The sequence below is a fragment of the Baekduia sp. genome (assembly GCF_035996765.1).
Lineage (GTDB): Bacteria > Actinomycetota > Thermoleophilia > Solirubrobacterales > Solirubrobacteraceae > Baekduia.
On the sequence record NZ_DASYJG010000002.1, the window covers coordinates 25428 to 39885 of the forward strand.

16 protein-coding genes are annotated in these 14458 nt (G+C 72.8%); 10 read left to right on the plus strand and 6 right to left on the minus strand.

The annotated features are described in order from the left end of the window. Positions 1-185 precede the first annotated feature (185 nt). The 4 genes from VGO10_RS00435 to VGO10_RS00450 are packed head-to-tail and all read right to left on the minus strand — an operon-like array spanning position 186 to position 4768. Entirely contained in the window at positions 186-848 is a 663-nt protein-coding gene (locus VGO10_RS00435) for a hypothetical protein (protein WP_327464105.1), read from the minus strand. Further along, entirely contained in the window at positions 845-2605 is a 1761-nt protein-coding gene (locus tag VGO10_RS00440; RefSeq protein ID WP_327464106.1) for an ABC transporter ATP-binding protein, read from the minus strand. Before VGO10_RS00440 ends, VGO10_RS00435 begins: the two co-directional genes overlap by 4 nt. Further along, positions 2602-3933 (minus strand): glycosyltransferase family 4 protein, encoded by a 1332-nt coding sequence (locus VGO10_RS00445; protein WP_327464107.1) that lies wholly within the window; start codon positions 3931-3933, stop codon positions 2602-2604. The genes VGO10_RS00440 and VGO10_RS00445 overlap by 4 nt, the downstream gene beginning before the upstream one ends. A 52-nt stretch (positions 3934-3985) precedes the next feature. Further along, positions 3986-4768, minus strand: coding sequence for a phosphodiester glycosidase family protein (locus VGO10_RS00450; RefSeq protein WP_327464108.1), 783 nt, complete (start codon positions 4766-4768; stop codon positions 3986-3988). Between the two features lie 172 nt (positions 4769-4940). On the opposite strand from VGO10_RS00450, the gene VGO10_RS00455 reads away from it, so the two are divergent. Beyond that, the gene (locus tag VGO10_RS00455; protein WP_327464109.1) at positions 4941-5732 is read left to right on the plus strand and encodes a hypothetical protein; all 792 of its coding nucleotides are present in this window, start codon (positions 4941-4943) and stop codon (positions 5730-5732) included. 49 nt (positions 5733-5781) lie between these two features. Here the strand turns inward: VGO10_RS00455 and VGO10_RS00460 are convergent, their stop codons facing one another. Further along, positions 5782-6165, minus strand: a complete 384-nt coding sequence (locus VGO10_RS00460; protein WP_327464110.1) for a hypothetical protein — start codon at positions 6163-6165, stop codon at positions 5782-5784. Positions 6166-6233: 68 nt separating this feature from the next. Between VGO10_RS00460 and VGO10_RS00465 the strand changes: the two genes are divergently transcribed. The 8 genes from VGO10_RS00465 to VGO10_RS00500 are packed head-to-tail and all read left to right on the plus strand — an operon-like array spanning position 6234 to position 12711. Further along, entirely contained in the window at positions 6234-6848 is a 615-nt protein-coding gene (locus tag VGO10_RS00465) for a hypothetical protein (protein WP_327464111.1), read from the plus strand. Between the two features lie 2 nt (positions 6849-6850). Beyond that, positions 6851-7564: an SOS response-associated peptidase gene (locus VGO10_RS00470; RefSeq protein ID WP_327464112.1), complete on the plus strand. Its 714-nt coding sequence runs from the start codon at positions 6851-6853 to the stop codon at positions 7562-7564. 30 nt (positions 7565-7594) lie between these two features. Then, positions 7595-8086, plus strand: a complete 492-nt coding sequence (locus VGO10_RS00475; protein ID WP_327464113.1) for a GNAT family N-acetyltransferase — start codon at positions 7595-7597, stop codon at positions 8084-8086. Next, positions 8083-8901 (plus strand): HAD-IIA family hydrolase, encoded by an 819-nt coding sequence (locus tag VGO10_RS00480; protein WP_327464114.1) that lies wholly within the window; start codon positions 8083-8085, stop codon positions 8899-8901. The genes VGO10_RS00475 and VGO10_RS00480 overlap by 4 nt, the downstream gene beginning before the upstream one ends. 20 nt (positions 8902-8921) lie before the next feature. Further along, complete coding sequence (locus VGO10_RS00485) at positions 8922-9827, plus strand: diacylglycerol kinase family protein (protein WP_327464115.1); 906 nt, start codon at positions 8922-8924, stop codon at positions 9825-9827. Next, positions 9824-11209 (plus strand): Mur ligase family protein, encoded by a 1386-nt coding sequence (locus VGO10_RS00490; protein WP_327464116.1) that lies wholly within the window; start codon positions 9824-9826, stop codon positions 11207-11209. Before VGO10_RS00485 ends, VGO10_RS00490 begins: the two co-directional genes overlap by 4 nt. Before the next feature lie 31 nt (positions 11210-11240). Continuing rightward, positions 11241-11975: a class I SAM-dependent methyltransferase gene (locus VGO10_RS00495; RefSeq protein ID WP_327464117.1), complete on the plus strand. Its 735-nt coding sequence runs from the start codon at positions 11241-11243 to the stop codon at positions 11973-11975. Continuing rightward, on the plus strand, positions 11968-12711 hold the full coding sequence (locus tag VGO10_RS00500; protein WP_327464118.1) for a glutamine amidotransferase: 744 nt from the start codon (positions 11968-11970) through the stop codon (positions 12709-12711). Before VGO10_RS00495 ends, VGO10_RS00500 begins: the two co-directional genes overlap by 8 nt. A 7-nt stretch (positions 12712-12718) precedes the next feature. Here VGO10_RS00500 and VGO10_RS00505 read toward each other — a convergent pair whose 3' ends face one another. Then, positions 12719-13144 carry a GFA family protein gene (locus VGO10_RS00505; protein WP_327464119.1) on the minus strand — a complete coding sequence of 142 codons (426 nt, stop codon included), beginning with the start codon at positions 13142-13144 and terminating at the stop codon, positions 12719-12721. Positions 13145-13404: 260 nt separating this feature from the next. On the opposite strand from VGO10_RS00505, the gene VGO10_RS00510 reads away from it, so the two are divergent. Further along, positions 13405-14352, plus strand: a complete 948-nt coding sequence (locus VGO10_RS00510) for a hypothetical protein (protein WP_327464120.1) — start codon at positions 13405-13407, stop codon at positions 14350-14352. Positions 14353-14458 lie beyond the last annotated feature (106 nt).

Consider the following 14458-nt stretch of genomic DNA (forward strand, 5'->3'; position numbering starts at 1 on the left):
ACCAGCGTGGACACCTGTCCGATCCGCAAAGGCGCAAAGCCGCGAAGCGGTGGCAGGGCGCCCCCGACCGTGCGGGGCCGAGGACGCCTGCCGGTGACCGCCATGGTCCGGTCCAGCGGAGGACGGCGGTCAGGAAACCGATGACCGTAAGCCGCCGTGTGCCGGACGTCAGTGTCGATGCGGTCTCAAAGACGGGGCGTCATCAGCGCCACGCGCACGCCGAGGCCGGCCTCGCGGGCCACGAGGGCGATCTCGCGGCCAGGCTGGACCGCGGCACGCGGGGCGCTGAGCGTGGCGCCGAAGCTTGCGGCAGCGGCGCTGAGATCGGCGGTCACCAGCGTGATGCCCCACAGGGACGCGGCCGGATCGCTCGTGCCCGGCGCGGGCTCAGGCGGGCCGACGACCTCGAGCAGGACATCAGCGAAGAGGAAGAAGCCCTGGCGCAGCGGGCGCTCCGGCGTGCCGCCGTCACGGACGCGACGCAGCGCAAAGCCCGCCGCCTCGAGCGTCTCGTAGGTCCGTGCGATGTCGGTCGTGGCCAGGACGACGTGGTCGATCGCGGTGACGCCGTTGGAGTGTGCGGGCGGCGCGTCGGTCACCGGCGCATCGCAGGCCGTCACGTGGGTGGGGACGCCATCGAGCCCGTCGGCACCCGGGATCGCGCCCGCGATCGTCCAGCCGGCGAAGCCACCGTCACCGCCCGACAGCACCACGTCGGTCGTGCCGATCCGGCAGCGCCCGTCGTCGCCGACCGTGAACCCCGCGGCACACCAGGCATCCGGATCAGCGCGCACCTCGACCGCGACGAGCCGCGGCCGGGCAGCAGCAGCGCCGTCGTCGTCGCTCACGCCGTCGCCTCCTCACCCTGCTGCGCCGCGTCCTCACGCTGCGCCGCCTGCAGCGCCGTATAGCGCCCGCCGCGCTCCAGCAGCTCCTCGTGAGTTCCGCGCTCGACGATCCGCCCACCGTCGAGGACGACGATCTGGTCGGCGTCGCGCACCGTGGAGAGCCGGTGCGCGATCGCGATCGTGGTGCGACCGGCGGCCAGCGCGTCCAACGCGTCCTGCACCGCGCGCTCGGTCTCGGTGTCCAGCGCGCTCGTCGCCTCGTCGAGCACGAGGATCGGCGGATTGCGCAGGACCACGCGCGCGATCGCGATCCGCTGCTTCTCGCCGCCGCTGAAGCGATAACCACGCTCCCCCACCGTCGTCTCATAGCCCTCAGGCAGCGACGCGATCAGGTCGTGGATCTGGGCGGCGCGCGCAGCGTCCTCGAGCTCCTCGTCGGTCGCCTCCGGCCGCGCGAAGCGCAGGTTCTCGCGGACCGTCGCATGGAACAGGTACGTGTCCTGCGAGACCAGCCCGACCGTCCGCGCCAGCGACGCGAAGCTCGCCTCGCGCACGTCGACGCCGTCGATCGTGACCCGCCCCGCGCCGACGTCATAGAGCCGGGCGGCCAGATAGGCGAGCGTCGTCTTGCCGCTGCCCGTCTCCCCCACGATCGCCGTGAACGACCCGGCGGGAACGTCGAGGTCGACGCCGTCCAGCGTCGGCCGCGCGTCGGCGTCGTAGCCGAAGGTCACGCCTTCGAAGCGCACCTCGCCGCGGACGTCGCGCAGCTCGACGGGCTCGCGCGATTCCTCCAGATCAACAGGAAGATCCAAATATTCGAAGATCCGGTGGAACAAGGCCATCGAGGACTGCAGGTCGACCGACACCGACAACAACGAGCCGATCGGGAACAGCAGCCGCGTCTGCAGCGTCGTGAAGGCCACCAACGTGCCCACCGAGATCGCTGACGTCTGCCCCGCAAACCAATAGACGAGAGCCGGCATGATCGCGAAGGACATCTGCACCGACGCCATCCGCCAGCGCCCCGCCATCCGCGAGCGCACCTCCAGCTCGGCCAGCTCGCGCGACTCGGCGGTGAAGCGCTGCACCAGCTCCTCCCCGCGCCCCATCGTCCGGCCCAGCAAGATCCCGCTGACCGACAGCGACTCCTCGACCAAGGACGACATGTCGGCCACGCGCCCCTGCCGGGCCGCCGTGATCTTGCGCCGCTCCCCGCCGACGCGGCGCGTCATCCACACGAAGAACGGCAGCACGGCGAGCGAGAAGGCGGCCAGGCGCCAGTCCAGCGCGAACATCGCCCCGATCGTCGCCAGGACCGTCGTGGCGTTGGAGACGATCGACGTCGCCGTCGAGGTCACGACCGACTGGATGCCGCCGATGTCCGACGCGATCCGCGCCTGGACCTCGCCGGTGCGGGTACGCGTGAAGAAGGCCAAGGACAACCGCTGCAAGTGGCGGTAGACCGCGGCCCGCAGGTCGTGCATGACCTCCTGACCGACGATGTTGCTCAGGTAGGTCTGCGCCACGCCGAGCGCGCCCGTGGCGATCGCGATCGCGATCATCCCCACGACCAACCAGGTCAGCAGGCCGGTGTCTCGCTCCGGGATCGCCTGGTCGAGGATCTCGCGCAGCAGGAACGGCGGGATCATGCTGAGCCCGGCGCTCAGCGCGATCAGCGCCAGGACGGAGCCCAGCGGCTTGCGATACGGCGAAAAGAGCGCGCCGATGCGGCGCAGCTCGCTGCGGCCCCTCACGCGACCGGAGCGCGCTCCGCCACGCGCCCGTCTGCGACGTCGGCCACCTCGTCGAAGACGCCGGCCAGATCCTCGGCCAGCGCCGGCCACGAGAAGCGCTCATGCGCGTCGCGCCAGGCGCGGCGCCCACGCCGGCGGCGCTCGACCGGATCGCCAAGCGCCTCGACCAGCGCGCCGGCCAGCGCCGCCTCGTCGTCGGGGCCGACCAGCCAGCCAGTCGCGCCGTCAGTGACGATGTCGGCTGGCCCGAAGCGGTTGATGGCGATCGGCGGCAGCCCGCAGGCCATGCCCTCGACGAGCACCGACCCGAACTGCTCGCGCACCGACGCCAAGACGTTGACGTCGGCGGCCGACAGGAACGCCGGCAGCTCGTCGTGGCCGTGCCAGCCGGCGAGGAAGACGTTACGCGCGCCCGAGGCGACGATCGCGTCGGCCGGATGCTCGCCCTCCCACTCTCCCGGGTAGCCGCCGAGCAAAACCAGCGACGCATCGGCGGGCAGCCGGTCCTCGTTCTGGGCCCGTGCCCACGCGCGGACCAGCAGGCCGATCCGCTTGACCGCGGTGAAGCGGCTGACGCTGATGGCCACGGGCCCGCGCGCCAGCGGCGCGATCTCGGCCTCGCTGTAGCTGATCGAGCCCTCGTCCTCGCCCGGCGCCCAGCCGCGCGGCGACGCCACAAGGTGATGGCGCCAGTGGGCGGTGCGGTCGACCTCGAGCTCGTCGAAGCGCTCGGGGTCAAAGCCGTTGGGGCTCAGCACGCACTGCTCCGGCGTGACGCCGAGCAGCGCCACCGCACGGTCCACCTGCCCCGGCGACAGCACGACCAGGCGCTCCGAGCGCTGGGCCCAGCGGCGCATCCGCCGCGCCCACGCCTCGGCGTGCGGCCACGGCGCGCCGTCGGCGATCTCCTCAAGCATCAGCAGCTCGGTGCCGTGCAGGTGGGTGACGACCGGGACGCCGGGCGCCACGCGCGCCGCCGCCTCGTGCAGCGGCGTGAGGTGGTGCAGGTGCAGGACGTCGCACTCGTCGGCGTCGGCGGCCACGAAGGCCCGCGACCACGCGGCGACGTGGCGCTCGAAGCCCGCGTCGTCGATCGCGGCGAAGACGCCGTCGGCGGCTCCCGAACGGTCCTCGTAGGACGGATGCATCGGCGCGTCGCCGGCGCCGAAGTCGACGGGCCGCACGTCCAAGTCCTTGTAAAACGCGTGCGCATCGCCGTGGCCGCCGGCCAGCGAGCCCGTCACGAGCGTCACGTCCCATCCATGGGCGGGCATTTCGGTCGCCAGGGCCCGGGCGACATGCGCTGAACCGCCGCGTGGGAAGAACATCAGACCGGAGAGAGCGCGCACCCTCTTGTTGTACGACGTGCCGGAAAGATGACTAACGGCGGCGGAACACGACCGCCGTCGGCACCGTGCGCCCACCGGGCAGCGCGATGCCGTGCGCCTCACGCGGCACGTTGCGCAGCCGGCCACCGCAGACCAGCGACGTCGAGCCGCCTCCGTCGAGGTTCATCGCCTGCACGGCGCCGAGCGCCGCCATCGCCTCGGCCAGCTCGGGCATGCTCAGGCCGGCCTCGTCGTCGGCGCGGCCGTCACAGGCCACGGCCAGCACCTCGTTGCGGCGCGTCAGGCCGATCGCCGCGCGCGGATGGCGCCCGGCGGTGATGTCGGAGTCAAACTGATGCGAGCCGGCCGAGAAGCCCTCGACGTCGCCGTGCACGAGCGCGCCACCGCGCACAAGCAGCGGTCCCGCCTGCAGCAAGTCTCCGGCCGGCGCGTCGGACAGATCGCCGCGGCGGCCGATCGCCACCCGCGAGCCATCGACGTTGATGCACGCGCGCACGTCATCGAACGGCGCGGTGAAGGGCACGTGGCGGCGCACGACGCCACCGGTGCGCAGCTCGCCCAGCGGCGTCAGCTCCGGCCGCTGGTAGAAGCCACCGACCAGCGCCTCGTCAAAGCCGTTGGCGCGGCAGTAGACCTCCAGCGGCGCGGGCCGCGGGAGGCGGACGACGCGCACATCGAAGCGGCGCAGGTCATAGCGCGCCACGTACAGCGTGGTCCGCTCGCCGTCGGCCAGCCGGAGCCGCTCGCGCCGGAGGTGGCGCAGCTTGGGCAGCGGCGCGCGGAGCGGCGTCAGGCGAGGCAGGGTGCTGGCCATGGCTCGGGTCACAGTGTGGATCTCGAAAGCGGGCGCCGCGTGAAGGTCTTGTGTTCGTTGATCGACCGTGCAAGCGCAAGGATGAGTTCGCCGCCGCCTTCGCGCACCCTTCGGAAGACTAGGTACGCATCCGGCGGCGATCGGTTGCACGATCTCTACGCTTCGTGAGGACGTGACCGTCGAGGAGCCGCCCGAACTACCGCTGCGCACCTGTCCGAACTGCGGACGCGAGGCGCGGACGCAGTACGAGCGCTGTCCGTTCTGCCAGACCTCGTACTACGCCCGCACGCGCGGCCAGCGGCGTCGGCGGTGGCTCATCGGCGGCACGATCGCCGCCGTCCTGGCCGCCTTGCTCGCCACCATCGCGGTGATCGCCCTCGGCGATCGGTCCGACCGCGACGCAGCCAACAAGATCGAGCAGACACGGCAGGTCGCGGCGCTGCGCGTCCGGATCGCCCGCGAGCAGGCCCCGCACCGCGGTGTGGCGTACGGCGTCAAGCCTCCGCCCTGGGCCACCGACGCGCAGCTCCTCGCTGCCCGCAGAACGCTGGTCACCGCGGTAGAGCGCCGGATCACCGACGACGCCCGCGCCCGCGTGAAGACCGGTGAGCTCGACGGGCCGTTCTCCCACACCGCCTGCGGCCCGATCTTGAAGTCCAAGGCCGCGATCCCCGACGACCGCGTCTTGACCAAGCCCATCGGACGCTACGACTGTGTCGCGATCAAGCGCGACGTGACGCTGCACCCGGGCCAGAAGGTCGCCGAGCTCGGCTACGCGTTCGTCGCCGCGCTGAACTTCAGGACCTACCACTACACCTGGTGTCGCAACAACCCCGCCCAGGGCGAGGCGGGCAAGTCCCTGGTCTTCGTCCGGCTCGACCGCGCGTGCCTGGCCGCCACGGGCAAGGCACTGGGTACCGGCTACGTCGCCGCGCCCGGCGAACAAAACGGGACAACCGGATAGCAGGCCGGGCGTTCGCCCCCGGCGAGCAGGGCACGACGACCGACGGCAGCTAGCGGTTGCGCTTGCGCGCCGCGCGCGAGCGCTTGGCCGCCGCGCGGTTCTTGGCCTTGCGGCGCTTGATGTCCTCTTCGCGGCGCTCACGGGACTCGGCCTGGTCCTCGGTGGTGATCGTCGGCGCGACGCTGCGCGCGTCACGGACGATCGCCCACGCGATGCCGAGCAGCAGGAAGCCGCCGGCCCCGAAGACCAGGATCTGCTGCCACCCGGCCAGCCCGCCGTTGCCGGTGGAGGTGTTGCTGGTCGTCACCGTGGGCGTCGGAGCAGGCGTCGTGCTCGCCGGCGGCAGCGGCGCGAACGGGGAGCTCTGGGCGTGCGCGGCGATCGGCAGGGCCAGCGCGAAGAGGCAGATGAGCAGGGCGAACCGGCGGAGCATCCGGCGCATCCTGCCACGTGCGAACGGCGAGGGTCAGATCAAACGCTGCCCGATAGGCTGCATGTGACATGCCGCCCAAGCAGCGCCAGATCCGGATGCAGCAGCAAGGTGGGCTCGCTGCCATGCAGCAGCTCGAGACCCGCTCTGACGAAGAGCTCGAGCGCGAGCAGAAGTTCAAGGCGGCCGCACAGGCGATCCTAGGCGCCCGCGCGGCCGAGCGCTACGACGCCAAAGCCTCGCGCGAGCACTTCCGCAAGGCGCTGGCGTCCGCCCGCCCGCAGGAGCGCATCGCGCTGCGCCGCATGGCCGATGCCTCGCTGGCACTGGCCGAGCGTCGGCCGGACGACCTCAAGGCCGCCGTCGAGCGGCTCGGGCAGGCACCGCCGTCCAACCGCCAGCTGATGCTGCTGCGCTTCATGGGCCTCGTCGCCCCGTCGGCCAGCGCCGGCCGGGTCGCCCGCGTGCGTGGCGTGGCGATCATCATCGGGCTGATCGTGGCCCTGATCGTCCTGGGCACGCTGATCGTCAAGCTGATCGCCTGGCCGCTGGGCGGGCTAAGCACGCTCGTCGCCGTCTGGGTCGGGATCCTGCTGATCATCGTCGTGCTGGCGGTGCTGGCCCTCCTGGGTCGCCGCCGGCAGGCCAACGCCAAGGCGGCCAGGGCCGCCGGTCCAGGGTCCTAGCCGTGTGCGGGCGCTACTCGCTCGCCACCCCGGCCTCCAACGACCTGCGGGCGCGTTTCGCCCTCGGTGAATCACTGGAGATCCGTCAGCGGTTCAACGTCGCACCCGGTGACGACGTCGTCACCGTCACGACCTCCAAGGAGGGCGAGCCGCGCGGTGCGATCCTGCGCTGGGGGCTCGTGCCGTTCTGGGCCAAGGAGCCGAAGGTCGGCTACAAGATGATCAACGCGCGGGCCGAGACGGTGGCCGAGAAGCCCGCCTTCCGCGACGCGTTGAAGACCCGCCGCTGCCTGATCGTCGCCGACGGCTTCTACGAGTGGCAGCCGCGGGCAAGCAGGTCGCGCAAGCAGCCGTTTCACATCACCCGGTCAGACGGCGCGCCGTTCGCCTTCGCCGGACTTTGGGCCATCTGGCATGGCAAGGGCGACGAGACGCTGCGCACCTGCACGATCATCACCACCGAGGCCAACGACCGCCTGCGCGACATCCACGATCGGATGCCGGTGATGCTGGGAGATCAGGCGGCTGAGGAGGCGTGGCTCGACCATGCCACGCCCGCTCCCCTGCTGCAGGAGCTGCTCGTCCCGCTCCCCGACGCGCTGACCGCCCGTCGCGCCGTCGGCCCGGCCGTCAGCGACGCGCGCCACGACGAGCCCGACTGCCTCGACGACGCCCCGTCCGAAGATGACGACCAGCAGGACCCGAGCCTGTTCTGAGCTGACGGGGGTCGGCTAGGGTCGTCACTAGTGGACCTGACTACCCCTCGCCTGCGCCTCCGGCCGCTCGCACCCGCCGAGATGCAGGACCTGCTCGAGGGCCAGGCCGTGGAGGGTCAGCGCTGGGCCGAGGGCTACCCTCTGGACGGCACGCTCGTCGCGGTCGCAATGCAGGCCGACCTCGTCAAACACGCCGTCGACCGCGGCGGCTTCTGCCACTACCAGGTGCTGCTGCGCGAGGAGGACGTCGTCATCGGCGACATCGGCTTCCACGCCCCGCCGGATGATCTCGGCGAGGTCAGCATCGGCTTCGGGATCGTCCCCGCCGCCCGCCGTCGCGGCTACGCCGTCGAAGCGCTACGCGGGCTCCTGGACTGGGCGCTCGAGCAACCCGAGGTGCGGACCGTCCAGGCCGACACCGACCTCGTCAACCTCGCCTCGCAGCGGGTCCTGCTCAGCGCCGGGATGCGGTTGGCCTCAGACGAGGGCGACCGCAAGGTCTACGAGATCCACGCACCGTGAGCCTGACGCCGCTGCTCGCGCGCTACGACCACGTGCTGCTCGACCTCGATGGCTGCGTCTGGGTCGGTGATGAGCCGACGCCCGACGCGGCGGCCGCGGTCACCGCGCTGCGGGCGGCCGGCAAGGGCGTCGCGTTCGTCACCAACGATGGCCGCCACGCCGGCGAGGAGTACGTCCGCAAGCTCTGGCGGCTCGGCTTCCGTGCATCCCTGGAGGAGGTCGTCACCGTCGGCGGTGCCATCCAGCACGTGCTGGCCGATACGGACCGCTGGCGCAGCGCCTACGTCGTTGGTGCTGCGGTGATGCACCGGCACGTCGAGGAGGCGGGATTGAAGATCGTCAACGGGCGCGACGTGCCATCGCCTGACGTGGTCGTCGCCGCCGCGCACGACGACTTCACCTACGCCGAGCTGCGCGGCGCCGTCCAGGCCGTGCTCGGCGGCGCGGAGCTGGTCTGCGCCGGCCGCGACGCGCTCTTTCCGATGCCCGACGGCCCGTGGCCTGGGACCGGCGCGGTCGTCGCAGCCATCGAGGCCGCGACCGGCGTGGACGCCGTCAACCTCGGCAAGCCGGCGGCGCAGCCGTTCCACACGGCGCTGGAACGCCTCGGCGCGGCCGGGCGGGTGGGGACCCGATCGCGGGCGCTGGTCGTCGGCGACCGGCTGGACAGCGACCTGGCGGGTGCGGCCGCGGCGGGCCTGGACGGGGCGATCGTGCTGACCGGCGCGACGAGCGCAGCGCAGGCACGGGCCGCGGTGGAGCCCGAGCCGGTCGCGATCGCCGCATCCCTGGCAGAGCTCGTCCTGCACCGTTGATGCGACAGGATGGGCGGCGCATGGAGCCCCGTCATCTCGCCCTGCTCGTCAACCCCTCGGCCGGTGGAGGCCGCGCGCTGAAAGCGCTCCCACGCGTCGAGGCCGAGTTGGCGCGGCTCGGTCTTGCCTACCGCGTGCAGCGCACGGAGTCGATCCGTCACGCGCGCGAGCTGGCGGTCGCCGCCGTCGATGCCGGCGAGGTGCCGGTGCCGCTGTCGGGCGACGGGCTCGTGGGCGCGGTGGCCGGCGCATTGCGCGATCGCCCCGGCGCGGTGATGGGCGTCCTACCCGGCGGGCGCGGCAACGACTTTGCCCGCGTCTGCGGGATCCCGCGCGATCCCGTGGCCGCGTGCGCCATCCTGGCGACGGGCGTGGCGCGGCCGATCGATCTCGGCGAGGTCATCTCGGGCGGCGCGGCCGACGGCGGCCAGACCTTCGTCGGGATCGCCTCGCTGGGATTTGACTCCGAGGCCAACCGCCTCGCCAACGAGGCGCCGGCGTTCCTCGGGCCGTTGGTGTACGCCTACGCAGCCATCCGGGCGATGGTCAGCTGGCGGCCGGCGACCTTCGACGTCACCGTCGATCGCGAGCGCCGGACCTTCAAGGGCTGGACGGTCGCGGCGGCCAACACGAAGGCCTACGGTGGAGGCATGTTCATCGCCCCCGACGCCGAGCTCGACGATGGCATGCTGGACGTCGTCATGGTCTCCCCGCGCTCGCGCCGGCACTTCGTCGGCGGGCTGCGGCAGGTCTTCCAGGGCACGCACCTGGGGCGCGAGGGCATCGCCGTCCTGCGCGGCGCCGAGGTGCGGATCGCCGCCGACCGTCCGTTCACGGTCTATGCCGACGGCGATCCGATCGGAGAGCTGCCGGCCACCGTGCGGGCGGTGCCCGGCGCGATCCAGGTCCTGTTGCCGGCCACATGACCTTGTTGGGGGCCAAGCTCGCCGCCGCGCGCGCCGCCGGTGCGGTGTCGCGCCGCTCCGGCCGGGGCGGCACGTCGCTGCCCGGCAAGCTCCTGCTGCGGATGGAGCCCGGCGCGGTCGGTGAGCTGGCCGGGCGGCTCGCCAACGGCAGCGCGGTCATCTCGGCGACCAACGGGAAGACCACGACGGCCGCGATGGTCGCCTCGATCCTGGAGCGTGGCGGCCACCAGTTGGTGCACAACCGCGCCGGCGCCAACATGGCGGGCGGGATCGCTGGGACGCTGCTGGAGGCGGCGGGATCGGGCGGATCGATCGCCGGCGACATGGGGCTGTTTGAGATCGACGAGTTCTGGCTCGACCAGCTCGTCCCGCAGATCCGGCCGCGCGCGCTGTTGCTGGCCAACCTCTTCCGCGACCAGCTCGACCGCTACGGCGAGCTGGACACGATCGCCGACCGCTGGGCGGGAGTGGTCGCTGACGTGCAGGACACCATCTTGGTCCTGAACGCCGACGATCCGCTCGTCGCTGACCTCGGACGCGACCGCGAGGGCGCCGTCTTCTTCGGCGTGGAGGACCCCGCGATGGCGTTGGCGGGCATGCAGCACGCCGCGGACTCCAAGCACTGCCGCCGGTGCGGCGCGCCGTACGTGTATGACTACGTGTTCCTGGGGCACTTGGGTCACTACCACTGCGACGCGTGCGGCGCGGCGCGCCCCGCGCCGTCGGTGGCGGCGCAGCGCGTCGTGCTCGACGGCCTCGCCGGCGCGCGGTTGACCCTGCGCCTGCCGACCGCGACGGTCGACGTGCGCCTCCCCCTTCCCGGCCTCTACAACGTCTACAACGCGCTGGCCGCCGCCGCGCTGACGACCGCGTTGGGCGCGCCGCCGGCTGATGTCGTCGCGGGCCTGGAGGCGGTCTCGGCGGCGTTCGGCCGCGCGGAGACCGTGCGGATCAGTGGCCACGAGCTGCTCCTGTTGTTGGTCAAGAACCCGGCGGGCGCCAACGAGGTGCTGCGCACGCTGGCGTTGGAGGCGGGCGAGCACGACCTGCTGGCGGTGCTCAACGACCACACCGCCGACGGGCGCGATATCAGCTGGGTCTGGGACGCGGACTTCGAGCTGCTCGCCGGGCGGCTGCGGCGTGTGACCTGCAGCGGTACGCGCGCGGCCGAAATGGCCTTGCGATTGAAGTACGCCGGCGTGCCGGAGGAGCGGCTGGTGGTGGAGCCGTCGCTCTCTGCGGGGTTGGACGGCGCGGTCGCCGCCGTGCCGGAGGGTGGCCCCGGAGGCGGCAGGCTGGTGGCGATCCCGACCTACACGGCGATGCTCGAACTGCGCCGCGAGCTGGTCGCCCGCGGCGTGGCGAAGGACAGCTTCGAATGAGGGCTCGCGCCTCGCACGACGCGCCAATGGCGTGCTGGCCGCCGGAGGGCTCGGCGTGAGCGCGGTGGTCTGGCATGACGTCGAATGCGGCGGCTATCTGGAGGACGTCGCGCTCTGGCGCGAGCTCGCCGCCGCAGCCAACGGACCGGTCCTGGACGTCGGCGCCGGAACGGGTCGGATTGCGCTGGACCTGGCGGCCCAGGGCATCGAGGTGGTCGCACTCGACACGGATCCGGTGCTGCTCGCTGCCCTGGACGAGCGCGCAGCGGCGGCCGGCCTGACCGTCACGACGGTCTGCGCCGACGCCCGCGACTTCGACCTCGGCGACGTCCGCTTCGGCCTGGTCGCCGTGCCGATGCAGACGCTGCAGCTGCTCGGCGGCGCCGATGGCCGTGCGGGGTTCCTGCGCAGCGCCGCGCGCCATCTGCGACCCGGCGGCGCGGTCGCCGCCGCGTTGGCCGACGCCCTGGACAGCTTCGACGGCGCGTCTGACGGTCTCCCCGACCCCGACGTCGCCACCGTCGACGGGTTGACCTACAGCTCGCTGCCGCTGGCCGTCGTCGACGAGGGCGACCATGCCGCGATCCACCGCCTGCGACAAGTTAATGGCTTTGAAGAGCATGACGTCATTCGGCTGGCGCGGGTGAGCCCCGCCGAGGTCGCCGAGGAGGCCGAAGCCGTCGGGCTGACGCCCGAGGCGGCGCGACGGATCCCAGCCACCGACGTCTACGTCGGCTCGACGGTGGTGGTCCTGCGCGGTGCCTGACCAGACGTTGCGCGTCTGCGCGCTCTACCCCGACCTGATGAACATCTACGCCGACCGCGGCAACATGGTGATGTTGGAGCGGCGCTGCAGCTGGCGCGGTATCGGCTTCGCGCTCACGGCTGCCGGTCTCGGAGACGAGATCGACCCTGAGGCCCACGACCTCTTCTACCTCGGCGGCGGCCAGGACCGCGACCAGCAGCTCTGCGCCCAGGACCTGGTCGACACCAAGCGCGACGCGCTGCACGCCGCCGCCGGCCGCGGCGCGATCGTCCTGGGGATCTGCGGCGGCATCCAGCTGCTCGGTGACCATTACGAGCTCGGCGACGAGCGCGTGCCGGGGATCGGGCTGGTGGACCTCAAGACCGTCCGCGCGATCGACGGCACGCGGCTGATCGGCAACGTCGCGATCGAGGTCGAGCTGGCGGGCCTCGACGGCCCGCGCGTCCTGGCCGGCTTTGAGAACCACGGTGGCCGGACGACGCTGGGCGCCGGCGAGACGCCGCTGGGCCGCGTCCTCAAGGGCCACGGCAACGACGGCCGCTCGGGCTTCGAAGGCGTCCACCACGGCACGGTCATCGGCACCTATCTGCACGGCCCGCTGCTGCCCAAGAACGCCTGGTTCGCCGACTGGCTGCTGGCCACGGCACTGGGCGTCGCACCTGACTCGCTGGCGCCGCTTGACGACGCGCTGGAAGACGCCGCGCACGCCTCGGCGCGCCGCGCCGCCGGCGTCTGAGCAGCAGCTACTCGCGCGCGCCCGGCGCCGGACCCTCGTAGCGCGGGAGCCCATCGTCGGGAAGCGCCTCCCAGACCGCCGCGGTCTCCACGCGCTGGTGGTAGCTCGGGCGGATGCCGGGGTCGCCGTCGACCGTGCCGAGCCGGATGCCCAGGATGTCGGGATGCTCGGGGTGCGAGCTGTAGAGCGCACCGCCGCAGGCGCTGCAGAAGGACTTCAGGAAGCCGCCATCGCCGGGGTCGTAGTCGCGGATGAGCTCCTCGCCTGCGGTCACCCGGAAGCTTCCGGGCGCGACCTTGGCCGAGGCTGCCGCGGCCGTGCCCGTCCGGCGCTGGCAGCGGGTGCAGTGGCAGTAGCCAGCGGAGACCAGCGGCGCCGAGACCTCATAGCGCACGCCGCCACACAGACACCCACCTGTGAGAAGAGCAGCCATGCCCTCCAGGATGCCACCGAGCTCCCCGCACCGCAGCCCGGGGCGTCGAGGGACGAATGCTGTGCGACTATCGACCATAGATCGTCCCTCGACGCCGCTGGGGACGTGCGACCGGAACGGACGTGGCGTGCGACCCTCGGCTGGTGCGCTGCCGCCCGCGCCTTGCCGCCCTCCTCCTCCCCGTGCTCGCCGCCGGCTGTGGGTCCACCGAGCCTGCACCGCCGCCGCTCCCGCCCACGGCCCGGCCCGCGGCCGCCTCGGTGCCCACCATCCGCCCTGCCGGCCGCGTCCTGCACGTCGGCGCGCTGGCCGACGCCGTCGCCGCAGACCCCAACGCCCACATCTTCGCCGTCGCGGTCCACGACCCGAGCCGCCTCATCATCGTCAGCGTGCGGACCGGGCGGATTCGGGAGCGTGTGGCGATTCCGACCGGCACGCGCCGCCCCGGCGACCCACCACCCGTGCCGGCCGTCTTCCTCGTCCCCGCCGAGACCGGCAGACGGGCGCTGGCGATCCAGCCCGCGCTGCGCACCGCAGCCGCAGCGCTCCCGCCGGGCGCCGCACTCGTCCTCGGCAGGACGTTCGTCGCCGACGCCCGCGCGGCCGCCGTGACGGTCCTCGACCGCGGCCGCCCAACCGCAGCCCTGCCCGCCACGATCCACCCCGGTGGGCTCGACGCGGCCGACTTCGACCGCCGGCTCGCCGTCGTGGCCACCAGGGAGCGCACGCTCGCGCTCTATGACCCGCGCACGCTGCGCCGCGTCGCCCAGCTTCCCGCCGGCGCGGGCCCGACCTCCGTCGTCGCCAGCGGCGATCGGCTCTACGTCGCCGACACGCGCGGTGACGCGATCCTCGTCTTCGCCACCGACGCCGGCCGCCGCCCGCTGGCCCGCGCCGGGCGCGTGCCGCTCCCACGCGGGAGCGCGCCCTACGGCCTCGCGCTCGATCCCGTGCGCCACCGGCTCTGGGTCACGCTCACGGCCCGCAACGAACTCGTCTCGCTGCCGATCGACGGCCGCCCAGGCCCGGTCCGACGGCTCCCCACCGTGCAGCAGCCCGACGCCGTCGCGGTCGACTCGGCGCTCGGCACCGTCGCCGTCACGGGCCGCGCCAAGGGCGTCCTGCAGCTCATCGATGCCCACGTGGCCAACGGCACCGACGAGTCCGCGCGCGCCGCGCTGCGCCGACCCCTCCGTGCAGCGGGCTAGGATCTCTGGGTCCGCCGGCCGCGGATCCTCTATGCGCCCTCCGAACACCGCCCACCCCGAGGGGCCGTCCGGCTACCCGCTGTCATTCTTCACTAGGTTGGTGGAC

Coding starts and splice junctions, on each gene's coding strand:
- VGO10_RS00465 (WP_327464111.1), top strand. CDS start 6,234: ATGCCGCCCAAGCAGCGCCAGATCCGGATGCAGCAGCAAGGTGGGCTC.
- VGO10_RS00485 (WP_327464115.1), top strand. CDS start 8,922: ATGGAGCCCCGTCATCTCGCCCTGCTCGTCAACCCCTCGGCCGGTGGA.
- VGO10_RS00460 (WP_327464110.1), bottom strand. CDS start 6,165: ATGCTCCGCCGGTTCGCCCTGCTCATCTGCCTCTTCGCGCTGGCCCTG.
- VGO10_RS00490 (WP_327464116.1), top strand. CDS start 9,824: ATGACCTTGTTGGGGGCCAAGCTCGCCGCCGCGCGCGCCGCCGGTGCG.
- VGO10_RS00445 (WP_327464107.1), bottom strand. CDS start 3,933: ATGTTCTTCCCACGCGGCGGTTCAGCGCATGTCGCCCGGGCCCTGGCG.
- VGO10_RS00450 (WP_327464108.1), bottom strand. CDS start 4,768: ATGGCCAGCACCCTGCCTCGCCTGACGCCGCTCCGCGCGCCGCTGCCC.
- VGO10_RS00505 (WP_327464119.1), bottom strand. CDS start 13,144: ATGGCTGCTCTTCTCACAGGTGGGTGTCTGTGTGGCGGCGTGCGCTAT.